The organism is Streptomyces sp. NPDC048172, from assembly GCF_043202595.1.
Lineage (GTDB): Bacteria > Actinomycetota > Actinomycetes > Streptomycetales > Streptomycetaceae > Streptomyces.
In genome coordinates, this window is the sequence record NZ_JBIDAT010000008.1 from 147,095 (window position 1) to 168,392 (window position 21,298).

A 21,298-nucleotide genomic window follows, 5' to 3' on the forward strand; every position below is an offset into this window, starting at 1 on the left:
CCCCTCGGTCTCGCCGACGCCGCCTCGCCCGCCGCCGCGCCCCTGCCGGGCACGCTGCTCGCCTCGCTCGGCCCGTACGGGCACGCGACGGCCGTGGCGCTGCTGGTGGCCGCCGCGCTGGTGGTGGGCGGCTCCCTCGTCGTACGGCCGCCGACGGATGTGCGCGCGGCCCAACTGCGGCTTGCCATCGGACTGTTGGCCGCCATGGCGCTGATGCCCGCCTCCCGCTTCGGCTATCTCGTCTACCCCGCCGTTCTCGCCCTGTGCGCACTCTGGAGGAGCGACCATGCCCCGAACGCTGATCGTCACGAACGACTTCCCGCCGCGCCGGGGCGGCATCGAGACCTTCGTGCACGAGATGGCGCGCCGGTTCCCGCCGGACGAGGTCCTCGTCTACACCTCGGACGGTGGGCCGTGCGGCCGCGCGTCCGTCGAGGAGTTCGACGCGGCCCAGCCCTACCCCGTCGTCCGCGACCGGGCGCGATGGCTGCTGCCGACGCCGCGCACGGCGGCGACGGCGCGGGCGCTCGTGGCCCGCTACGGCTGTGACCGGGTCTGGTTCGGGGCCGCGGCCCCGCTCGGGCTGCTCGCCGGGCCGATCGGCCTGCCGTCCGTCGCGACCACGCACGGGCACGAGATGTGGTGGGCCGCCGTCCCCGGCACCCGGCAGCTGCTGCGCCGCGTCGGCGACGAGTGCGACACCGTCACCTGCCTCACCGCGCACACCCGCCGCCGCGTCGCCCGCGCCCTCCGCCCCGGCCCCGGCGCCCGGCTGGAACGGCTCGCGCCTGGCGTCGACCCGGACCTGTTCACGCCCGGGGACACGACGGGGGAGGGCGCCGAGGTACGACGGCGGTTCGGGCTCGGTGAGCGGCCCGTGATCCTCTGCGTCTCCCGCCTCGTGGCCCGCAAGGGGCAGGACACGCTCATCCGGGCGCTGCCCCGCGTCCGTTCGGCCGTGCCGGGGACGACGCTGCTGCTCGTCGGCGAGGGCCCGTACGGGCGACGGCTGCGCCGTCTCGCGCGGGAGACGCCCGGAGTGCCGCCCGGCGCCGTGGTGTTCGCGGGCGGGCGTCCGCACGACGAGCTGCCGCCGTACTACGCGGCGGCCGACGTCTTCGCCATGCCCTGCCGCGACCGCCGCCTCGGGCTGGAGGCGGAGGGTCTCGGCATCGTCTACCTGGAGGCCGCCGCGGCCGGACTGCCCGTCCTCGCCGGGCGCTCGGGCGGCGCGCCCGCGACCGTACGGGAGGGGGAGACGGGGCACGTGGCCGACGGCCGCGACGTACGGGCCGTCGCCGACCGCCTCGTCGAACTGCTCACCGCGCCCGGCGCGATGCGAGCGATGGGCGAGAAGAGCCGCGCCTGGGCCGTACGGGAGTGGAGCTGGGACGCCACGGCGCGGCGGCTGCGGGACCTGCTGTCCCGCACCGGGTCCCGCACCGACTCCCTCACCGGGTCCCTTACCGTCAAGGCGTGACGGACATCAGCACTGCCAGCACGGCCGGGAGCGGGGTGTGGCGGGCGTTGGCGCGCGGGCCGCGGCGCTTCCTGCTCTCCTCCTGGCCCTGGCGGGCCTTCGGCTATCTGCTCGCCGGAGGCGTGTTCGGCGTCGGCTGGTTCTTCCTCGCGCTCGGGCTGCTCTCCGCCGGGCTGCTGCTGTTCCCGGTGGGCGTGGGCGTGCTGGCCCTGCTCTGCATCCCCGTCACCGCCGTCGGGCTCGCCACGCTCGAACGTACGCGGCTGCGCTGGATCGACCCCCGCGCGGTGCCGCTCCCGGACGAGGAGGAGCCCGCCCCGCCGCCGGGCGGACGCCGGGGCACGCGCTGGGTACGGCGGCTGTGGCGGCGGGCCAAGTCGCCCGGGACCTGGCTGGAGTTCGGCTTCGCGCTGCTCAACGCGGTGCTCGCGGCCGTCGACCTGGGGGTCGTCTTCGTGGCCGGGTTCGCCGTCCTCAGCCAGCCGCTCGCGATGGTCCTCGTGCTCGGCGGCGAGCAGGTGATGTACGGCTCGGACATCGTCCTCACCCGCCCCGCGCAGGTGCTGCCCTGGCTGCTGCTGACGCCCGTCTTCGCGGTGCTCGGCGCGTACCTCCTCGCGAGCGTCGCGGGCGCGCGGGCGGCCCTCACCCGCGCCGTGCTCGTACGGCCGCGCCGCGAGGAGGAGCTGGACGCGCGGCTCGTCGAGGTCACGGCCTCGCGGGCACGGATGGCCGACGCGTTCGAGGGGGAGCGGCGCCGTATCGAGCGCGATCTGCACGACGGCGCGCAGCAGCGGCTGACGGGGCTCATCATGACGCTCGGCCTCGCGAAGCTCGACGCGGACCCGGCGCTCGTCTCCCGCGCGCAGGACGAGGCGCGCGCGGTCCTGGACGAGCTGCGCGACCTCGTGCGCGGCATCCACCCCTCCGTGCTGACGGACCGGGGCCTCGGGGCCGCGATCGAGTCCCTCGCGGAACGTTCGACGGTGCCCGTCGACGTCGACGTGACCGGGCTGGCGGACCGGCGCCCGCCGGAGGCGGCGGAGGCGGCGGCGTACTTCGCGGTGGCGGAGGCGTTCACGAACATCGCCAAGCACAGCGGGGCCGGGCGCGCGGGCGTCCGCGCGTGCTACGAGCCCACCCCTTCGGGCGACCATGACCTGCTGGTCGTCGAGATCAGGGACGACGGGCGGGGCGGCGCCGACCCGGCGGGCGGCTCCGGGCTGACGGGGCTCGCGGACCGGCTCGCGGCGCAGGACGGGCGGCTGCGGCTGTCGAGCCCGGCGGGCGGGCCGACGGTGGTGCGGCTGGAGCTGCCCTGTTGAATGAGGGCCGGGTTGATGAGGGCCGGGTTCGGGTGGCAGGGAACGGAGAGGGCGTGCGGGTGTGCGGGTAGTGATCGCCGAGGACTCGGTCCTGCTGCGGGAGGGGCTGACACAGATCGTGGGCCGGTTCGGCCACGAGGTCTGCGCGGGCGTCGGGAACGCCACCGAACTGCTCCACGCCGTCGCGGCGCACGAGCCCGACCTCGTCGTCACCGATGTGCGGATGCCGCCGGGCCTGCGCGACGAGGGCCTGCGCGCCGCCCTCGAACTCCGCGCGGAACGCCCGGCGCTGCCCGTGCTCGTCCTCTCGCAGTACGTCGAGAACTCGTACGCCTCCGAACTCCTCGCCACCGGCGACGGCGTCGGCTATCTGCTCAAGGACCGGGTCGGCCAGGTCACCGAGTTCGTGGACGCGCTCGAACGGGTCGTCGCGGGCGGCACCGTCATCGACCCCGAGGTGGTGCGGCGGCTGCTCGCCCGGCAGCGCGCCGACTCGCCGCTCGACCGGCTCACCGCGCGGGAGCGCGAGGTGCTGGCGGCGATGGCGGAGGGCCGTTCCAACGGGGGCATCGCGCGCGCCCTCGTGGTGAGCGAGGCGGCGGTCGTCAAGCACGTACGGTCGATCCTCACCAAGCTCGACCTCCCGCCCGCGCCGGACGACCACCGCCGCGTCCTCGCGGTCCTGGCGTATCTGCGCCGGTAGCCCTCCCCAGGAGAACGGTCAGAGGTGCTCGCCGAAGAACTCGGCCAGCTTGGCGACGGCCGGGGCGACGGCCTCGTCCCGGTCGTAGAGGTCCACGTGCGTGGCGCCCTCGACGGTGAACAGCTCGGCGCCCTCGCCCGCCCTCGCGACCGCGTCCTCGCTGAAGTGGCGCGTGAACGCCTCGCCGCCCACGATCATCAGCAGCGGACGCGGCGCGATCATGCGTACGTTCGCGTACGAGTCGAAGTGGGCCATCCCTTCCACGCTGCGCAGCACCCACTGGTTGGTCGAGCGGGGGTGCTGGGCGCGGGGCGTGCGGTAGTAGTCGTAGAACTCCCGTACGGGCGCCGGGGTCGACGCGTCCACCTCGTCCGGCACCGCGCTGACCAGCGTCGCGGGCTCGCCCCTGGCCTCCTCGGAGCGCAGCTCCCCGGACCGCGCGACCCACTTCCGGAAGCCCTCGGGGTCGGCGTCGCGGAAGAAGCCGGGCACGTCGGCGGCGCTGACGGTGGCCACGGCCCGCATCCGGTGGTCGGTCTGCGCGGCGAACGGGACGTAGCCGCCCGAGCCGCAGATGCCGAGGACGCCGATGCGCCCGGGGTCCACGTCGTCGCGGGTGGTCAGGTACGAGACCGCCTCGCGGAAGTCGTCCGCGCGCTGGAACGGGTTCTCCAGGCCGCGCGGCTCGCCCTCGCTCTCGCCCTGGTACGCGGCGTCGAAGGCCAGCGCGAGGTAGCCCTCGGCGGCGAGGCGGCGGGCGTAGACGGCGGCGGTCTGCTCCTTCACGCCGGTCGTCGGGTGGCCGACGACGACGGCGGGGAGCCGGGCGCCTTCGGCGGCGGCGGGTGTGTAGAGGTGGGCCGCCAGCCGTATTCCGTTGCTGGGAAAGGTGACGTCGGTCTGCATTTCTCTCGCCTCGTTCGTGGAGCGGGAATTCCGGGTTCGAGATTCACACGCGTTTCCCGGGCCCACAATGGGCCGCTTCCGGCCCGGGACAGCCCTGTCCCTGGGACAGAACTGTCCCCCTCACACGCGAGGCGTTCTCTGCGAGACTTGCCGCATGAGCAGCGCAGCGCACCCCGTCGAACTCGGCGCGTTCCTCAAGGCGCGCAGGGCCGGGCTCGGCCCCCGTGACGTGGGACTGCCCGACAGCGGCGTCAAGCGCCGGGTGAAAGGGCTGCGCCGCGAGGAGGTCGCCCTGCTCGCGTCGATCAGCACCGACTACTACACCCGGCTTGAGCAGGGCCGCAGGCAGGCGTCCACGCCGGTCCTGGAGACCCTCGCGCGGGTGCTGCGGCTGGACGAGGAGGAGCGCGACTATCTCTTCGAGCTGGCGGGAAAGGCCGCCGGCCGCCTGTCGGGAACGCCGCGGAAGTCCGTGCAGAAGGTCGAGCCGCAGCTTCGCCGGGTGCTGGAAGAGCTGACGACGACCCCGGCGCTGGTCCTCGGCCGCCGTATGGACATTCTCGCCTGGAATGCGATGGCCGCCGCGCTGCTCACCGATTTCTCGCGCCTTCCGGAGAAGGACCGCAATTACGCGTGGCTGGTCTTCACGGATCCCGCCATGAAAGCGCTCCACGCCGACTGGGAGTACACCGCGCGTTCCTGCGTCGAGATTCTCCGCAGGGAGGCGGGGCGTGCTCCGCGGGACCCGCGCATGGTGCGGCTCGTCGGCGAGCTGTCCCTGCGGGACGACGACTTCCGCCGCTGGTGGGGCCACCACCGGGTGACCGGGCACCGCGGGGGCAGCAAGGTGCTGCGCCATCCCGTCGCGGGCGAGCTGGCGCTCGACTGGGACGCGCTGACCTGCGCGAACGATCCCGACCAGCAGCTCGTCGTCTGGACCGCCGAGCCGGGCACCCCCTCCCACGACGGCCTGCGGATCCTCGCCTCGTGGGTGGCCGGAGCCGCCGCTGAAACCGGAGTGAAACCGCGCTGAACCCGCCCTGCCGCACGCTCTGCGGCATGACGAAACCGCCACCACCTCGACCGCCGTACGCCATCCAGGCCATCGGCTTGCGCAAGTCCTACGGCGAGAAGCTCGTGCTCGACGGCATCGATCTGGCCGTCCCCGAGGGAACCGTCTTCTCCCTGCTCGGCCCGAACGGCGCGGGGAAGACCACCGCCGTGAAGATCCTCTCCACGCTCATCTCCGCGGACGCGGGCGCGGACGCGGGCGAGCTGCGGGTGGGGGGCCATGACCTGGCGGCCGAGCCGCAGGCGGTCCGCGCGGCGATCGGGGTGACCGGGCAGTTCTCCGCCGTGGACGGGCTGATCACCGGCGAGGAGAACATGCTGCTGATGGCGGACCTGCACCATCTGTCCAGGCGCGAGGGGCGGCGCGTGGTCGCCGAACTCCTGGAGCGCTTCGACCTGTCGGACGCGGCGAAGAAGTCCGCCCTCACCTACTCGGGCGGCATGAAGCGCCGCCTCGACCTCGCGATGACGCTGGTCGGCTCGCCGCGGATCATCTTCCTCGACGAGCCGACGACCGGCCTCGACCCGCGTTCCCGGCACTCGATGTGGGGCGTGATCCGGGAGCTGGTGGCGGGCGGCGTGACGGTCTTCCTCACCACCCAGTACCTGGAGGAGGCCGACGAACTCGCGGACCGTATCGCGGTGCTGAGCGAGGGGAAGATCGCGGCAGAGGGGTCGGCCGACGAGCTGAAGCGGATGATCCCCGGCGGGCATGTACGGCTGCGCTTCGCGGACCCGGCGGCGTACCGCAAGGCCGCCGCGAGCCTGAGCGAGGCCCAGGTGGACGACGAGGCGCAGGCGTTGCAGCTGCCCAGCGACGGCAGCCAGCGCGAACTGCGCGCGATCCTCGACTGGCTGGACTCCGCCGGGATCGAGGCCGACGAACTGACCGTGCACACCCCCGACCTGGACGACGTCTTCTTCGCCCTGACCGGCGGCGGGACGAAGGAGGCCGTCCGATGAGCGCCCCCGCCCTGCCCCTCGCCGTACGCGACTCGGCCACCATGCTGCGCCGCAACCTCCTGCACGCCCGGCGCTACCCGTCCCTCACCCTGAACGTCCTGCTCACGCCGATCGTCCTGCTGCTGCTCTTCGTCTACATCTTCGGCGACGTGATGAGCACGGGCATCAACGGCGAGCGCGCCGAGCGCGCGGACTACATCGCCTATCTCGTGCCGGGCATCCTGCTGATGACCATCGGCGGCACGCTCGTCGGTACGGCCGTGTCCGTCGCGCTCGACATGACCGAGGGCATCGTGGCCCGCTTCCGCACGATGGCGATCCACCGCGGCTCGGTGCTCATCGGGCACGTCGCCGGGAGCGTGCTGCGCTCGGTCCTGAGCGTGGTCGTCGTGGGCGCGGTCGCGGTGGTGATCGGGTTCCGCTCCACGGACGCCACAGCGCTGGAGTGGCTGGCGGCCCTCGGCCTGCTCACGCTCGTCGCCCTGGCGCTCACCTGGATCGCCGTCGGCATGGGCCTGATCAGCCCGAACCCCGAGGCGGCGGGGAACAACGCGGTGCCGCTGATCATCCTGCCGTTCCTCTCCAGCGCCTTCGTGCCGGTGGAGGCGATGCCGGGCTGGTTCCAGCCCGTCGCCGAGTACCAGCCCTTCACGCCCGCCATCGAGACCCTGCGCGGCCTGCTGCTGGGCAGCGCGATCGGCCACAACGGCTGGCTCGCCCTCGCCTGGTGCCTCGCACTGGCCGCCCTCGGCTACGTCTGGGCCAAGTCGCTCTACGACCGCGAACCGCGCTGAGCCCGAGCGAGAAAAAAAATCGAGAAAGTCTGCCGCGGGATGTCGAGAACCCGCGTCCGGCTCCGTCCCCGGTGTGAACGCGGCCAGAATGGGCCGCACCCGCACCGAGGAGATCACCATGGCGAAGTACCTGCTTCTCAAGCACTACCGCGGCGCCCCCGCCTCCGCCAACGACGTCCCCATGGACAAGTGGACGCCGGAGGAGATCTCGGCCCACATGACGTACATGCGGGACTTCGCGTCCCGGCTGCAGGAGACCGGCGAGTTCGTGGACAGCCAGGCGCTCGCCCCCGAGGGGACGTTCGTCCGCTACGACGGCGAGGGCCGCCCGCCGGTCACGGACGGCCCGTTCGCGGAGACCAAGGACCTCATCGCGGGGTGGATGGTGATCGACGTCGACACCTACGAGCGCGCGCTCGAACTGGCCGGGGAGCTGTCGGCCGCCCCCGGCGCGGGCGGCGCCCCGATCCACGAGTGGCTCGAACTCCGCCCCTTCATGACCGCCCAGCCGACCGACCCGGAGTGCCACCCCGCATGACCTCGGACTCTCCGCTCGACGAGGCCCTGCTCCGGAGCCTCACGCCGGGTGTGCTCGCCGTCCTCGTCCGCCGCGGAGCCGACTTCGCGGCGGCCGAGGACGCGGTGCAGGACGCCCTGGTGGAGGCCCTCCGGGTCTGGCCGGGGAAGCCGGGGGAGCCGGGGGAGCGGCCCCGGGATCCGAAGGGCTGGCTGGTCACCGTGGCCTGGCGCAAGTTCCTCGACGCGGCGCGCTCCGAGGCCGCACGGCGGCGCCGGGAGGACACGGTCGAGGAGGAGCCCGCGCCCGGCCCCGTGCCCGGCGCGGACGACACGCTGCAGCTCTACTTCCTCTGCGCCCACCCCTCGCTGACCCCGTCGTCCGCGGTCGCGCTCACGCTGCGCGCCGTCGGCGGGCTGACCACGCGGCAGATCGCCCAGGCGTACCTGGTGCCCGAGGCGACCATGGCGCAGCGGATCAGCCGCGCGAAGCGCACCGTCTCGGACGTACGGTTCGACCGGCCCGGCGACGTCTCCGCCGTGCTGCGCGTCCTCTACCTCGTCTTCAACGAGGGCTACTCCGGGGACGTCGACCTCGCCGTCGAGGCCCTCCGCCTCACCCGGCAGCTCGCCGCCGCGCTCGACCACCCCGAGGTGGCGGGGCTGCTCGCCCTGATGCTGCTCCACCACGCCCGCCGCGCGGCCCGTACGGCGCCCGACGGCTGCCTGGTGCCGCTCGCCGAGCAGGACCGCGCGCTGTGGGACACCGCGGCGATCGCCGAGGGCGTCGACATCCTCCAGACGGCGCTCGCCCGCGACCGGCTGGGCGAGTTCCAGGCCCAGGCCGCCATCGCGGCGCTGCACGCCGACGCGCGTACGGCGGAGGAGACCGACTGGGTGCAGATCGTCGAGTGGTACGACGAACTCGCCCGCCTCACCGACAGCCCCGTCGTCCGGCTCAACCGCGCGGTCGCCGTCGGCGAGGCCGACGGGCCCCGCGCCGGGCTGGCGGCGCTCGCGGCGCTGGACGAGTCGCTGCCCCGCCGCACGGCGGTGGCGGCCCACCTCCACGAACGCGACGGCGACCTGACGACGGCCGCCCGCCTGTACGCCGAGGCCGCCCACCAGGCCCCCAACCTCGCCGAACGCGACCACCTCACCCGCCAGGCCGCCCGACTCAACACCCGGCTGGGGTCTGCCTGACGGGGCCGAGCGCGCGGGCCGCCGCGCGCAACCCCTCCCGGTCCAGCCGCGCGTACTCCGTGACGGCTGCCGCGTACGCCTCCGCGTCCGCGGCCTCCGCCGCCCGGCGGGCCCGGTCAGCGGACATCGTGGGCTGGAACTCGCGGGGCGGGCACAGCCGTTCGGCCAGGGCGAGCAGCCGGACGCGCCGGGCGGCGGGGATGTCCTCCGTCGAGAGGGCCGCCATGCCGAGCGCGTGCAGCACCGTCCCCAGCACGGGCAGCTCGACGGGCGTACTAGATGGGCCGGGAGTGTCGTCGAGCAGCGTGCCGAGCGCCCGGCGCAGTCCCGCGAGCGTGTCCGGGACGAGGTCGAGGCGTCCCGCGTGGGCGTGGGCGGTGACCGCCGCCGACCGGATGCCGAGCGCCCAGGGGTCGAGCCAGGGGTCGCCCTCGTGGGGCACGGCCGCCTCGCCCAGCCGGTCGACGGCGGCGCGCCAGAGGGCGAGGCCCGTCTCCGTACGGCCACGGGCGAGGGCGATCTCGGCGTGGGTGCCGGGTTCGGGGCTGTAGAAGGCGCCGTCCGGCGGGGCGTCGAGGGCTTCGGCGCGCCGGAGCCAGCCCTCGGCCTCGTCGGGGTCCCCGCGCTGCAGGCAGGCGAGGGCGAGGCCCTGGTGGATGCCGCTGTAGTCGTGCTCGTCGCCGAGGCGGGGGAGGAGCGCGTGGGCCGCGTGGAGATGGGCGTACGCCTCGTCGCCCCGGGCCAGGCGCAGGCACAGCTCGCTCATCCGGGCGTGGGCCATGACCCGTACGGCCGGGATGTCGACGGGCTCCAGCGCGGCGATCATCCGGCGGGCCGAGGCGAGGGTGCGGTCGAGGTCGTGCTCGTACGTCCAGACGTACGTGGCGACGCACTCGGCGAGGCCCACGACCAGGGGGTGTTCGCTGGTGCGGAGGGAGTCGAGGACCTCGTAGCGGGGCGGGCGCATCTCGGGGATCGCGGCCAGCACGGCCGCCGTGGCGCGCGCCGGGGTGTCCGGCGGGGCCGGGGGCAGCCGCCGGAGGGTGACGAGCTGGCGCACGGCGCGCGGGCCGTAGTCCATGAAGAGGCTCACCGTGCACAGCACGGCGGCGGCGCGGGCGGCCTCGACGTACGCGGGTTCGGGGCGGTAGTGCGACAGGGGTGGGCCCGTGTCGGCGGCGAGGGCGACGAGGCGGGGGTAGTTGAGGTCCGTCGACCACAGGGCGGCCAGGACGGCGGTGAGCGCGGCGATCGCCGGGCCGTCCGTACGGGCCAGGGCGTGCCGCAGGGCCAGGACGAGGTTGTCCTGCTCGGCCCTGATCCGCTCCCAGGTGGGCAGAGGGTCGGAGCCGACGAGCGCCTCGTGGTGGGCTGCACCGAAGTCCCGCGCCCACGCGAGGTAGCGGTCCAGGGTCGCCTCGTCCTCGCCCGCCTCGGCGCACCGGGCCGCGCCGAACTCCCGTACGGTCTCCAGCATCCGGTACCGCACGGCCCCCGACGGGGTGTCCGCGACGGTCAGCAGCGACTGGTCGGCGGCCTGCTCCAGCAGGGGCAGCGCGTCCCCGCCCAGCAGATGCGCGGCGGCCTCGCCGGAGAAGCCGCCGGGGAAGACGGAGAGCGTGCGCAGCGCCGCCCTGGCGTCCTCCGTGAGCAGGTTCCAGCTCCACTCCACGACCGCGCGCAGCGTCCGGTGCCGCTCCGGCGCGTCGCGCGGGCCGCCGCGCAGCAGCGCGAACCGGTCGGCGAGACGGCGCGCGATCTCCGGCACCGACAGGGCGCGTACGCGCGCCGCGGCCAGCTCCACGGCGAGCGGCAGCCCGTCGAGGTGGCGGCACACGTCGGCGACCGCGTCCGGGGCCAGCTCCACGCCGGGCCGCGCGGCCCGCGCCCGCTGGACGAACAGCTCGGCCGCCGTGCCGGGCCCCAGCTCCGGCAGCGCGTACACGGCCTCCGAGGTCAGGCCCAGCGGCGCCCGGCTCGTGGCCAGCACCCGCAGCTCGCCCGAGGGCGAGGCCGAGACGAGGGCGTGGACGAGCGCCGCGGCGCCCCGTACGACGTGCTCGCAGTTGTCCAGCACCAGCAGCGCGGGCCCCGTGCCGAGCGCGCCCCGCACGGCCGCGACCGGGTCGCTGGGCGCGCGCCCGAGCACGGCACCTCCGTGCCGTCCCTCGCCCGCGCCGAGCGCGGAGGCGACCTCGGCGGCCACGTCCTCGTCCGCCGTGACCCCGGCGAGCGGCACGAAGTGGACCACCCGCTGCCCGGCCCGGCGGCTCACGGCGTGCGCGAGCCGCGTCTTCCCGAGACCGCCCGTGCCGACGACGGTGACGGCGCGCGAGGCGCCCAGCAGCTCCTCGACCGCCGCGAGGTCCGCGTCCCGCCCGAGCAGCGGATTCGGCTCGTGCGGCACGCCGTGCCGGACCACGGGCGGCTCGTCGCGCAGCAGTTCCCGCTGGACGGCGCGGAGCGCGGCGCCCGGCTCCGTGCCGAGCGCGTCGCGCAACTCGCGGCGGTACGCCTCGTAACGCGTCAGCGCCGCCGACGGGCCGCGCGTCGCCGCCTCGGCGCGCAGCAGTCCGGCGAGCGCCTCCTCGTCGCGCGGGTGCGCGGCGGCGAGGGCCGCCAGCGGCCCGGCCGCCTCCGCGTACCGCCCCAGCTCCGCGAGCGCGAGGGCCCGCGCGCGAACGAGCGCGTCCCGTACGGGCGTACGGGCGGCACGCAGCGCGCCCACGGGCCCGTCGGGCGCCCCCTCGTCGCCCGGCCCCTCCCACCCCTCCCAGAGAGTGAGCCCCGCCTCGGCCTCGGCCAGCGCTCCCGCGTGGTCCCCGGCCCTGGCCCGTTCGGCGCAGGCGGCGGCGTGGAGCAGCAGCGCCGAGCTGTCGACCTGGTCCTCGCCGAGGGCGAGCCGGTACCCGGTGGGCGTCCGTACGACCGCCTCGGGGCCGAGCAGCGCGCGTGCCCGGGACACGAGGATCTGCAGGGCCTTCCCCGGCCGTTCGGGCAACGCGTCCGGCCACAGCCCCTCCACCAGCCGCTCGTTGCCGCACCCGGCGCGCGGCTCCTCGGCGAGCAGCGCGAGCAGCCCCCGCAGGCGCGGCGCGGTGACCTCCCGCCCACGCCAGGCGACACGCGACAACAGAGCCAGCTCGACGGACACGACAGCACCCTAGGCCGTCCAGCCGGATCATGGTTGCCCCCTACTTCAGGGCTGGGCAGCGGCTGCCCCTTGCTGCGCATCGCAGGCCGCGCGTGCGTCGTGGTCGCTCGCGCAGTTCCCCGCGCCCCTGAAGCAGCCCCTTCGGGGCGCTTCGGGGCGCCACGGCTGCGCCCCGTCAGGGGCGCGGGGAACTGCGCGACAAGCCACGACGCAGTCGCAGTCTGCAACTCACGGTGCGGGGCAGCCCCTGTCCAGCCCTGAGGCGGGGGGGTAGTCATGATCCGCCGGGCACGGCACTTCGCGGTCCTTCCCGGCCGACCGGGGTGTGGGAGGTGAGGGAGGGTTCGACGGGCGGGCCCTCCGCCGCGCGCAGCAGCCCGTGGCCGCTGGCCAGGACGGGGATCGCGACGAGGAAGGTCGCGGCGCCGAGGTAGAAGGGGACGCCGAGGTCGGTCGCGTCGGCGAGCTTGCCCGCGACGTACGGGGCGAGCCCGCCGCCGATGAAGCGGAGGAAGCCGTACGCCGAGGAGGCCACCGGGCGTTCGACCGGCGAGACGAGCATGACGGCCTGCGTGGTCAGCGTGTTGTTGATGCCGATGAACGCGCCGGAGACGATGACCGCCACGATCACCGTCGACGGCGTCTCGACGCCCGCGGCGATCACGGCCATCACGATGCCGAGCCCGAGCAGGTTCGCGTAGAGCACGGGAGCCGTGCCCCAACGGGCCTGGAGGCGCGGCGCGAAGAAGACGCTGAACGCCGCCACCAGCAGGCCCCAGGCGGTGAAGACGAGGCCGAGCTCGTGCGCGTCCAGCTCCATGGGGTACGGCGCGTAGCCGAGCATCGTGAAGAAGCCCCAGTTGTAGAGCAGCGCCATGATGCCCATGGTCAGCAGGCCCCGGTGGCGCAGCGCCTTGAGCGGGGCGAGCGCCGAGGTGGGGCGTTCCGGTTTCGGGAGGGAGGGGACGAAGGCGAGCGTCGCGACGAGCGCGATCGCCATCAGCACGGCCACGCCGAAGAACGGGCCGCGCCAGCTGATCGCCCCCAACTCGCCGCCGAGCAGCGGTCCGACGGCGATGCCGAGGCCGAGCGCCGTCTCGTAGAGGATGATCGCGCCGCCGATGCCGCCGCTGGCCGAGGCGACGATGACGGCGAGGGAGGTCGCGATGAACAGCGCGTTGCCCAGGCCCCATCCGGCGCGGAAGCCGACGATGCCGTTGATCGAACCGGACGCGCCCGCCAGCGCCGAGAAGACGACGATGACCGACAGGCCGACGACGAGGGTGCGTTTGGCGCCGAAGCGGCTGGAGAACCAGCCGACGATCAGCATCGCCACGGCCGTCACGATCAGATAGCTGCTGAACAGCAGGGAGACCTGGCTGGGCGTGGCCTCCAGGCTCTCGGCCAGGGCGGGGAGGATCGGGTCCACGAGGCCGATGCCCATGAACGAGATCACGCAGGCGAAGGCCACGACCCAGACGGCCTTGGGCTGTTGGAAGGGGCTCACGGCCTTGCCACGCGGTGCGTCACGCATAGGTGCATCATGCATTTACGTGTACGACGAAACAAGTGCGCCCTCCGAGCGCCCCCGGTCAGTTCCCGGCCAGCACCTCCCGCAGGCGCGCGGCGAACGCCTCCGGCTCGCCCTGCTGCCCGTACTCGCCGCCCAGGAAGCCCCCGTGGTGGCTCGGGAAGACGGCGGGGGCGAGGCCGAGGCGCTCCGCGACCGCCGCCCCGGCGCGGGCGGCGAGCTCGCCCTCCGACTCCTCGCCGACCGCGATGACGAGCCGCGTCGGGGCGGCGGAGAGCGCGGCGAAGTCCGGGGCGTAGCCGCAGCAGCCCAGCATGTTCTGGCCCAGCAGCGGGTCGTCGCGGGTGCCGTCGTCCTCGGTCGGCAGCCCGAAGCCGGCGGGGTCGGGCGCGGGCTGGTCCGCGTACGTGTCCGGCAGCGGGCCCCGCAGCACGATGAGCGTGAGGAACTTGGCCATGGCCGGGCCCATGCCCTCGCGCCGGTACGTCGCGTGGATGTCCTCGACGGTGGCGAGCGCCTGCGCGCTGTCCGGCACGGCCCGCGCGAGCGGCGGCTCGTGCGCGACGGCGGTGCGGAGGAGCGCGGGGTGGCGGGCGACGAGCGCGAGCGCGTTCACGGCGCCGCCGCTGCTGGCGAAGAGGTCCACGGGGCCCGTGCCGAGCGCCTCGATCACGCGGCGCACGTCCTCGGCGTGGTCGTCGGGGGACCACTCGGCGACGCCCTTCGCGGCGTCCGCCGCCGCGCTCCCGGTCAGCGTGGAACGGCCGGTTCCGCGCGGGTCGTAGGTGACCACGATCCGGTCGGCGAAGTGCCCGGCCAGGGAGACGAAGCCGGCCGCGTCCATCGGCGAACCGATCAGCAGCAGCGGCGGGTTGTCCGGTCCGGCGTCCTGCAGATCGCCCCGGATGTCGTAACGCAGTGTCACGTCGGACAGGTTGAGCGTGTGGGTCTCGGGCTGCGCGGTCATGGGTTCTCCTCGGGAAAATGTGTCTGAGAAGGAGACCGCCGGGCCCGCCGATTCTCATCGGGCCCGAGGCAGCGGATTTCAGCTCACGAGATCGCGCTTCGGCCGTACGACGCAGAACTCGTTGCCCTCCGGATCCGCGAGCACCGTCCACGACTCCTCGCCGGTCTGGCCCACGTCCACGCGGCGCGCGCCGAGCGCGAGCACGCGCTCGATCTCGGCCTCCCGCTCCTCGGGCGTCGCGCCGGGTCCTGGGCTGAGGTCGAAGTGCAGGCGGTTCTTGAGCGACTTGCGCTCGCCGTCCGGCACGGGCATGAAGCACAGGCCGAGCGGCGAGGCGAGGTCCGGGCCGACCACGACCTCCCGCTCCCGCTCGGACAGTACCGGCCAGCCCAGCACCGCGGACCAGAAACGGGCGAGCCCCGGCAGGTCGTGGGCGTCGATGACGATGTGATGCAGCGACAGGGATGCGGCCATGGGGCCAGTGTGCCCCCACTTCCCGCTCCCGCGAAGCTCGGGAGTTCCGCGCTTCTCCCTCCGCCTCCTACGGAGCTCGGGGCACCTTCGCTTCTCCCTCCGCCCCACTGTGCTTGGGAAGTCTGCGCAAGGCGCAGGGTTGGCAAGCGCAGCCCCCTACGCCGGGTGCCCCGCGTGCAAGAGCCGCGCCCGGGGTGCCCCGGGCTGTGCTTCGCGGGGCGCGCCCGCGTCGGGGCTGGGCGCGCAGTTCCCCGCGCCCCTTAAGGGGCAAGCCCAAAAGTCTTGAACCGGGCGCGCCCCCGCGGCGGAGCCGCAAAACAAACACAGCCCCGCGCCCCTGAGGGAGAAGGGGCAAGCCCCGAGGTGTTGTGACCGGTCGCGCCCACGCGGCGGAGCCGCGAATCAGACGGCACGGTCCGTGCCGGAAAGCCCCTGTGATACGCGCCCAGGCCCTGGGCGCCCTCGCCAGAACGAGCCCGGCGGCGTCAGCTCATGCGGAGGGCGAGGAAGAAGTCGAGCTTGTCCTCCAGCCGGGAGAGGTCGCGGCCGGTGAGCTGCTCGATGCGGCTGACCCGGTAGCGGAGCGTGTTCACGTGGAGGTGGAGGCGCGCGGCGCAGCGGGTCCAGGAGCCGTCGGCGGAGAGGAACGCCTCCAGGGTGGGGACCAGCTCGGCGCGGTGCTTGGTGTCGTACTCGCGGAGCGGGTCCAGGAGGCGGGCCGTGAAGGCGCGGCGGACGTCGTCGGGGACGAAGGGGAGCAGCAGCACGTGTGAGGCCAGCTCCTCGTGGCCCGCCGCGCTGACCGCGCCGGGGCGGGCCGCGGCGACGCGGCGGGCGTGGCGCGCCTCCTCCAGCGCGCCGCGCAGCCCCTCGGCGGAGTGGACGGCGGCGCTGACGCCGAGCGTGAGGCGCCCGTCGTCCGCGAGGCCCCGCTCCATCGGCTCGCGGACGGCGGCGAGGAGACCCGCCGTGTCCAGGGCCCGGCCGTTCGTGGCGGAGTCCGGGGAATCCGGGGAGTCCGCGGCGGGCTCCGGCTCCTCGTCGGCGCATGCCGGGAGCGGGACGAGGGCCACCGCCTCGCCGTCGAGGTGGGCCACGGCGATGTGGTCGGAGCCCTCGGAGCCGGGCTCGACCAGGACCTCCTCCAGGAGGGACTGGGCGATGACGCCGCCGTCCAGCCCGCCGCCGTCCGGTCCGGCTTCGCCCTGCGCCGTCGCCGACCGCCACTCGACGCGGGCCACCACGACCTGCCAGTGCGGGGCCGTGCCCAGGCCCGGCAGCAGGACCGGGGCCGCGACGCGCAGCCGGGCGGCGATCTCCGCGGGCGGGGCGCCCGACTGGACCAGCTCCAGGACCTCGCGGGCGAGCCGGCGCCGTACCGTACGGGCCGCGTCGCGGCGGTCGCGTTCGACGGCGATCAGCTGGGTGACGCCCTGGAGGAGGTCCAGCCGCTCGGCGGGCCAGTCGCCCGTGTCGGCGGCGACGGCCAGCAGCCAGTCCGAGAGCACCGTCTCGCGCAGGTCCCCGGCCCCGTTGCCGCGCACGGGGAAGAGGGAATATGTCGTGCCGTCGGCCGTGAAGCGGTGCGGGGTGCGCCGTCCGGCCCGTACGGCCGCGAGGTGCTCGCCCGCGAGCCGGGCGCCCAGCGCGGGCGGCAGGGACGGGCCGTCGCTGGGGCCCGCGACCTGGCGGCCGGTCGGCGAGAGCACCCACGCGGGCAGGTCCAGGTCGGAGCCGAGCAGGTCCAGGACGACGTCCGGGCCGCCCCCGCCGGGCCCGGAGGACATCAGGCGGCGGTGCCGGTCGACCACGGCCGCGAGATCCCCGGCGCGCTCGGTCGAGACCTGCCGCACCACGTGCTCCGTGATCGTCTCGAACGCGACGGACTCCGCCACCTCGAACAGCGGCATCCGGTGTTGGGCGCAGGCCGCCACCAGGTCCTCCGGCACCGGCCCCAGCTCGGCCGTGCCCGCCGCCAGCCCGGCGACCCCGGCGGTGGCGAGGTTGCGGACGAAGGGCGCGGAGTCCTCGGGCGTACGCCGCCAGGCCAGGCCCGAGAGGACCAGCTCGCCGCCCGAGAGATAGCGGCTGGGGTCCCGCAGGTCGGTCGTCATGACGCGGTGCACGGTGCGGTCGAGCTCGTCCTCGCCGCCGAGGAGCCGCAGGCCCAGGGCATCGTTCTCCAGGAGTGCGCGCAGCCGCATCGCGTCGTCGCCGCCGTTCTGTCTGTTGTGGATCCGTCGTGCTGGGGCCAGTGGTTCCCGGCGTTCGTTCGAATCTACAAGACCCGGTGCCCGACCAGCCAAACGCTTCATGTTTTCCGTGACTGCACCGGGAGGGGTACCTGTCTGTCTACTGAGCGCATTCCTCATCTCGTCGAGAAGAGCCACCATGGAGTTCCTTCGCCCGAGCACCTGGGAGGAGGCGCTGGCCGCCAAGGCCGAGCACCCCTCCGCCGTGCCCCTCGCAGGCGGTACCGACGTCATGGTCGAGATCAACTTCGACCAGCGCCGCCCCGCGTACCTGATGGATCTGAACCGCGTGCGTGAGCTGTACGAGTGGGAGACCGGGGAGGAGAGCGTCCGGCTGGGCGCCGCCGTCCCGTACACGAAGATCATCGAACGTCTCGCCACCGAGCTGCCGGGCCTCGCACTGGCTTCGCACACCGTCGGCTCGCCGCAGATCCGGAATCGCGGCAGCGTCGGCGGCAACCTCGGCGCCGCCTCCCCCGCAGGGGACTCCCACCCCGCGCTGCTCGCAGCGGGCGCCGAGGTCGAGGCGGAGTCGGTGCGGGGCACCCGGTTCCTCCCCGTGGAGGACTTCTATACGGGCGTGAAGCGCCACGCGCTCGCCGAGGACGAGCTGATCAGGGCCGTCCACATCCGCAAGGCCGACGGACCGCAGCAGTTCTCCAAGGTCGGCACGCGCAACGCGATGGTCATCGCCGTGTGCGCCTTCGGCCTGGCCCTGCACCCGGAGACCCGGACCGTGAAGACCGGGATCGGCTCCGCCGCGCCGACGCCGCTGCGCGCCCGCGCCGCCGAGGACTTCCTCGACGCGGCGCTGGAGGAGGGCGGCCACTGGGAGAGCGGCAGGCCCCCGGCCCCGTCGGTCGCCCGGCGGTTCGCCGAGCTGTGCACGGGTGCCTGTGCCCCCATCGACGACGTACGGGGCAGCGCCGCCTACCGCCGCCGCGCCGTCGGCGTCATGGCCCGCCGCACCCTCGGCTGGACCTGGGACGAGTACCGGCGCGAGAACAGGAGTGCGCGATGCGCGTGACGTTCACGGTCAACGGACGCCGCCACGAGGCCGACGACGTGTGGGAGGGCGAGTCCCTGCTCTACGTGCTGCGCGAGCGCCTCGGCCTGCCCGGCTCCAAGAACGCCTGCGAACAGGGCGAGTGCGGCTCCTGCACCGTCCGCCTCGACGGCGAGTCCGTCTGCGCCTGCCTCGTCGCCGCGGGCCAGGCCGAGGGCCGCGAGGTCGTCACCGTCGAGGGCCTGGCCGCGTACGCCGAGGCGCGCGACGGGGACGCCGGTACGGCCGAGAGCGGGCTCTCCCAGGTCCAGCAGGCCTTCCTCGACGCGGGCGCCGTCCAGTGCGGCTTCTGCACCCCGGGCCTCCTCGTCGCCGCCGACGAACTGATCGAGCGCAACCCGCGCCCGTCCGACGCCGACATCCGCGAGGCGCTCTCCGGCAACCTGTGCCGCTGCACCGGCTACGAGAAGATCCTCGACGCCGTACGGCTCACGGCGGCCCGCAAGGACGCGAAGGACGCGGGGGAGAAGGTCTGATGGCGACCGAGACCACCGAATCCACCCGCGCCGAACAGACCGACCGGGCCGAGGGCCGCGTCGGCGACAGCGCCTCGCGCCCCGACGGCACCCTCAAGGTCACCGGCGAGTTCGCGTACGCCTCGGACATGTGGCACGAGGACATGCTCTGGGGCTGCACCCTGCGCAGCCCGCACGCGCACGCCGAGATCGTCTCCATCGACCTGACCGAGGCGCTCAAGCAGGCGGGCGTGCACGCCGTCCTCACCTACGACGACCTCCCGGCCGCGGTGAAGAACTACGGCCTGGAGATCAAGGACACCCCCGCGCTCGCGCACGGCCGGGTGCGGCACCACGGCGAGCCCGTCGCGCTCGTCGCCGCCGACCACCCCGAGACCGCGCGCCGCGCCGCCGCGAAGATCCGCGTCGAGTACCGCGAGCTGCCCGTCGTGCACGACGAGGAGAGCGCGGTCGCCGAGGACGCGCCGGTGCTCCACGAGGGCCGCGACGACGACCACGCCGCACACGTCCCGCACCCCAACATCGTCCACCGCCAGCCCATCGTGCGCGGCGACGCGGACGCGGCGGCGGAGCGCGCCGACGTGATCGTCACCGGCGAGTACGAGGTCGGCATGCAGGACCAGGCCTTCCTCGGCCCCGAGTCGGGGCTCGCCGTCCCGGCCGAGGACGGCGGCGTGGACCTCTACATCGCCACCCAGTGGCTCCACTCCGACCGCAAGCAGATCGCGCCCGTCCTCGGGCTGCCCGAGGAGAAGGTGCGGATGACGCTCTCCGGCGTCGGCGGCGCGTTCGGCGGCCGCGAGGACCTGTCGATGCAGATCCACGCCTGCCTGCTCGCGCTGCGCACCGGCAAGCCCGTGAAGATGGTCTACAACCGCTTCGAGTCCTTCTTCGGGCACGTCCACCGCCACCCCGCCACGCTCCGCTACGAGCACGGCGCGACGAAGGACGGCACGCTCACCCACATGCGCTGCCGCATCGTCCTCGACGGCGGCGCCTACGCCTCCGCGTCCCCGGCGGTCGTCGGCAACGCGTCCTCGCTCAGCGTGGGCCCGTACGTCGTCGACGACGTCGAGATCGAGGCCCTCGCGCTCTACACCAACAACCCGCCCTGCGGCGCCATGCGCGGCTTCGGCGCGGTCCAGGCGTGCTTCGCCTACGAGGCGCAGATGGACAAGCTCGCCGCCGCGCTCGGCATGGACCCCGTCGAACTGCGGCAGCGCAACGCGATGTCCCAGGGCAGCGTCCTGCCCACGGGCCAGGTGGTCGACTCCCCGGCGCCGGTCGCGGAGATCCTGCGCCGGGTGAAGGCGCTGCCGCTGCCGCCCGAGAGGCAGTGGGAGTCGGAGGGCAGCCCCACGGACGTACGGGCGCTGCCCGGCGGGCTCTCCAACACCACCCACGGCGAGGGCGTCGTGCGCGGCGTCGGCTACGCGGTCGGCATCAAGAACGTCGGCTTCTCCGAGGGCTTCGACGACTACTCGACGGCCCGCGTCCGCCTGGAGGTCGTCGGCGGCGAGGCCGTCGCCATGGTCCACACGGCCGCCGCCGAGGTCGGCCAGGGCGGCGTCACCGTCCACCAGCAGATCGCCCGCACCGAGCTGGGCGTCACCCAGGTCACCCTGCGCCCGGCCGACACCACCGTCGGCTCCGCCGGTTCGACGTCGGCCTCGCGCCAGACGTACGTCACGGGCGGCGCCGTCAAGCACGTGTGCGAGCTGGTGCGGGAGCGGGTCCTGGAGCGCGGGCGCGCCCGCTTCGGCACGTTCCACCCCGCGTGGGACCGGGCCGCACTGCGGCTGGAGGACGGCAAGGTCGTCACCGACGGCGGCGAGGTGCTGGCCGCGCTCTCCGAGGTGCTCGGGGACGAGCTGGTCGAGGCCACCGACGAGTGGCGGCACCGCCCCACCGAGCCCTTCGACCGGGAGACCGGGCAGGGCTCCGGCCACGTGCAGTACTCGTTCGCCGCGCACCGCGCCGTCGTCGAGGTCGACACCGAACTGGGCCTCGTCAAGGTCGTCGAGCTGGCGTGCGCGCAGGACGTCGGCAAGGCCGTGAACCCCGATGCCGTCGTCGGCCAGATCCAGGGCGGCACGGTGCAGGGCCTCGGCCTCGCCGTGATGGAGGAGATCGTGGTCGACCCGGGCGCGAAGGTGCGCAACCCGTCCTTCACCGACTACCTGATCCCCACCATCCTCGACACGCCCACCCTCCCCGTGGACGTCCTGGAGCTGGCGGACGCGCACGCGCCGTACGGGCTCCGGGGCGCCGGAGAGGCCCCCACCCTCTCCTCCACCCCGGCGGTCATGGCCGCCGTCCGCGCCGCGACGGGCCTCGCCCTGCCGAGGGTTCCCGTCCGCCCCGAACACCTCGTGGAGGTCTGACCTGACCGACCGGTAGGAACCGCACGCGGTAGC

General features: G+C 74.5%; 16 protein-coding genes and 1 pseudogene. 11 read left to right on the forward strand and 6 right to left on the reverse strand.

All coding sequences use genetic code 11. The features are described 5' to 3' along the window. The first annotated feature begins 286 nt into the window (after nucleotides 1-286). The 3 genes from ACGF3A_RS32495 to ACGF3A_RS32505 all read left to right on the forward strand — a co-directional run bounded on the left by ACGF3A_RS32495 (nucleotide 287) and on the right by ACGF3A_RS32505 (nucleotide 3,508). Nucleotides 287-1,480 (forward strand): glycosyltransferase family 4 protein, encoded by a 1,194-nt coding sequence (locus tag ACGF3A_RS32495; protein WP_393733998.1) that lies wholly within the window; start codon nucleotides 287-289, stop codon nucleotides 1,478-1,480. After that, on the forward strand, nucleotides 1,477-2,805 hold the full coding sequence (locus tag ACGF3A_RS32500; RefSeq protein ID WP_393733999.1) for a sensor histidine kinase: 1,329 nt from the start codon (nucleotides 1,477-1,479) through the stop codon (nucleotides 2,803-2,805). Before ACGF3A_RS32495 ends, ACGF3A_RS32500 begins: the two co-directional genes overlap by 4 nt. 70 nt (nucleotides 2,806-2,875) lie before the next feature. Continuing rightward, nucleotides 2,876-3,508, forward strand: a complete 633-nt coding sequence (locus ACGF3A_RS32505; protein ID WP_393734265.1) for a response regulator — start codon at nucleotides 2,876-2,878, stop codon at nucleotides 3,506-3,508. Nucleotides 3,509-3,526: 18 nt separating this feature from the next. Here the strand turns inward: ACGF3A_RS32505 and ACGF3A_RS32510 are convergent, their stop codons facing one another. Further along, nucleotides 3,527-4,414 carry an alpha/beta hydrolase gene (locus ACGF3A_RS32510; protein ID WP_393734000.1) on the reverse strand — a complete coding sequence of 296 codons (888 nt, stop codon included), beginning with the start codon at nucleotides 4,412-4,414 and terminating at the stop codon, nucleotides 3,527-3,529. 154 nt (nucleotides 4,415-4,568) lie between these two features. Between ACGF3A_RS32510 and ACGF3A_RS32515 the strand changes: the two genes are divergently transcribed. From ACGF3A_RS32515 to ACGF3A_RS32535, 5 genes are all read left to right on the forward strand, one after another. Then, nucleotides 4,569-5,447 carry a helix-turn-helix domain-containing protein gene (locus ACGF3A_RS32515; RefSeq protein ID WP_393734001.1) on the forward strand — a complete coding sequence of 293 codons (879 nt, stop codon included), beginning with the start codon at nucleotides 4,569-4,571 and terminating at the stop codon, nucleotides 5,445-5,447. 26 nt (nucleotides 5,448-5,473) lie between these two features. Further along, entirely contained in the window at nucleotides 5,474-6,448 is a 975-nt protein-coding gene (locus ACGF3A_RS32520; protein WP_393734002.1) for an ATP-binding cassette domain-containing protein, read from the forward strand. Then, entirely contained in the window at nucleotides 6,445-7,242 is a 798-nt protein-coding gene (locus ACGF3A_RS32525; RefSeq protein WP_393734003.1) for an ABC transporter permease, read from the forward strand. Before ACGF3A_RS32520 ends, ACGF3A_RS32525 begins: the two co-directional genes overlap by 4 nt. Before the next feature lie 118 nt (nucleotides 7,243-7,360). Continuing rightward, complete coding sequence (locus tag ACGF3A_RS32530; RefSeq protein ID WP_393734266.1) at nucleotides 7,361-7,780, forward strand: YciI family protein; 420 nt, start codon at nucleotides 7,361-7,363, stop codon at nucleotides 7,778-7,780. Next, on the forward strand, nucleotides 7,777-8,961 hold the full coding sequence (locus ACGF3A_RS32535; RefSeq protein WP_393734004.1) for an RNA polymerase sigma factor: 1,185 nt from the start codon (nucleotides 7,777-7,779) through the stop codon (nucleotides 8,959-8,961). The genes ACGF3A_RS32530 and ACGF3A_RS32535 overlap by 4 nt, the downstream gene beginning before the upstream one ends. On the opposite strand, the gene ACGF3A_RS32540 is transcribed toward ACGF3A_RS32535, so the two are convergent. From ACGF3A_RS32540 to ACGF3A_RS32560, 5 genes and pseudogenes are all read right to left on the reverse strand, one after another. Then, nucleotides 8,936-12,115, reverse strand: a complete 3,180-nt coding sequence (locus ACGF3A_RS32540; protein WP_393734005.1) for an ATP-binding protein — start codon at nucleotides 12,113-12,115, stop codon at nucleotides 8,936-8,938. The two genes, ACGF3A_RS32535 and ACGF3A_RS32540, sit on opposite strands and share 26 nt — an antisense overlap. 286 nt (nucleotides 12,116-12,401) lie before the next feature. Then, nucleotides 12,402-13,649: pseudogene (locus ACGF3A_RS32545) on the reverse strand (MFS transporter); the annotation flags it as partial. Nucleotides 13,650-13,707: 58 nt separating this feature from the next. Next, nucleotides 13,708-14,613, reverse strand: a complete 906-nt coding sequence (locus ACGF3A_RS32550) for an alpha/beta fold hydrolase (RefSeq protein ID WP_393734006.1) — start codon at nucleotides 14,611-14,613, stop codon at nucleotides 13,708-13,710. A gap of 78 nt (nucleotides 14,614-14,691) precedes the next feature. Beyond that, complete coding sequence (locus tag ACGF3A_RS32555; RefSeq protein WP_393734007.1) at nucleotides 14,692-15,087, reverse strand: VOC family protein; 396 nt, start codon at nucleotides 15,085-15,087, stop codon at nucleotides 14,692-14,694. Nucleotides 15,088-15,572: 485 nt separating this feature from the next. Next, on the reverse strand, nucleotides 15,573-17,291 hold the full coding sequence (locus ACGF3A_RS32560) for a PucR family transcriptional regulator (RefSeq protein ID WP_393734008.1): 1,719 nt from the start codon (nucleotides 17,289-17,291) through the stop codon (nucleotides 15,573-15,575). A 187-nt stretch (nucleotides 17,292-17,478) separates the two neighbouring features. Here ACGF3A_RS32560 and ACGF3A_RS32565 point away from each other — a divergent pair, with 187 nt between their 5' ends. The 3 genes from ACGF3A_RS32565 to pucD are packed head-to-tail and all read left to right on the forward strand — an operon-like array spanning nucleotide 17,479 to nucleotide 21,265. Then, entirely contained in the window at nucleotides 17,479-18,366 is an 888-nt protein-coding gene (locus ACGF3A_RS32565) for an FAD binding domain-containing protein (protein ID WP_393734009.1), read from the forward strand. Beyond that, entirely contained in the window at nucleotides 18,357-18,881 is a 525-nt protein-coding gene (locus tag ACGF3A_RS32570) for a (2Fe-2S)-binding protein (RefSeq protein ID WP_393734010.1), read from the forward strand. The genes ACGF3A_RS32565 and ACGF3A_RS32570 overlap by 10 nt, the downstream gene beginning before the upstream one ends. Beyond that, nucleotides 18,881-21,265, forward strand: coding sequence for a xanthine dehydrogenase subunit D (gene pucD, locus ACGF3A_RS32575; RefSeq protein ID WP_393734011.1), 2,385 nt, complete (start codon nucleotides 18,881-18,883; stop codon nucleotides 21,263-21,265). Before ACGF3A_RS32570 ends, pucD begins: the two co-directional genes overlap by 1 nt. Nucleotides 21,266-21,298 lie beyond the last annotated feature (33 nt).

Bases quoted from the DNA above. Each gene is read 5' to 3' on its own strand.
- ACGF3A_RS32525 (WP_393734003.1), top strand. From the start codon at position 6,445: ATGAGCGCCCCCGCCCTGCCCCTCGCCGTACGCGACTCGGCCACCATG.
- ACGF3A_RS32510 (WP_393734000.1), bottom strand. From the start codon at position 4,414: ATGCAGACCGACGTCACCTTTCCCAGCAACGGAATACGGCTGGCGGCC.
- ACGF3A_RS32560 (WP_393734008.1), bottom strand. From the start codon at position 17,291: ATGCGGCTGCGCGCACTCCTGGAGAACGATGCCCTGGGCCTGCGGCTC.
- ACGF3A_RS32535 (WP_393734004.1), top strand. From the start codon at position 7,777: ATGACCTCGGACTCTCCGCTCGACGAGGCCCTGCTCCGGAGCCTCACG.
- ACGF3A_RS32570 (WP_393734010.1), top strand. From the start codon at position 18,357: ATGCGCGTGACGTTCACGGTCAACGGACGCCGCCACGAGGCCGACGAC.
- ACGF3A_RS32495 (WP_393733998.1), top strand. From the start codon at position 287: ATGCCCCGAACGCTGATCGTCACGAACGACTTCCCGCCGCGCCGGGGC.
- ACGF3A_RS32515 (WP_393734001.1), top strand. From the start codon at position 4,569: ATGAGCAGCGCAGCGCACCCCGTCGAACTCGGCGCGTTCCTCAAGGCG.
- ACGF3A_RS32520 (WP_393734002.1), top strand. From the start codon at position 5,474: ATGACGAAACCGCCACCACCTCGACCGCCGTACGCCATCCAGGCCATC.
- ACGF3A_RS32555 (WP_393734007.1), bottom strand. From the start codon at position 15,087: ATGGCCGCATCCCTGTCGCTGCATCACATCGTCATCGACGCCCACGAC.
- ACGF3A_RS32530 (WP_393734266.1), top strand. From the start codon at position 7,361: ATGGCGAAGTACCTGCTTCTCAAGCACTACCGCGGCGCCCCCGCCTCC.
- pucD (WP_393734011.1), top strand. From the start codon at position 18,881: ATGGCGACCGAGACCACCGAATCCACCCGCGCCGAACAGACCGACCGG.
- ACGF3A_RS32550 (WP_393734006.1), bottom strand. From the start codon at position 14,613: ATGACCGCGCAGCCCGAGACCCACACGCTCAACCTGTCCGACGTGACA.
- ACGF3A_RS32565 (WP_393734009.1), top strand. From the start codon at position 17,479: ATGGAGTTCCTTCGCCCGAGCACCTGGGAGGAGGCGCTGGCCGCCAAG.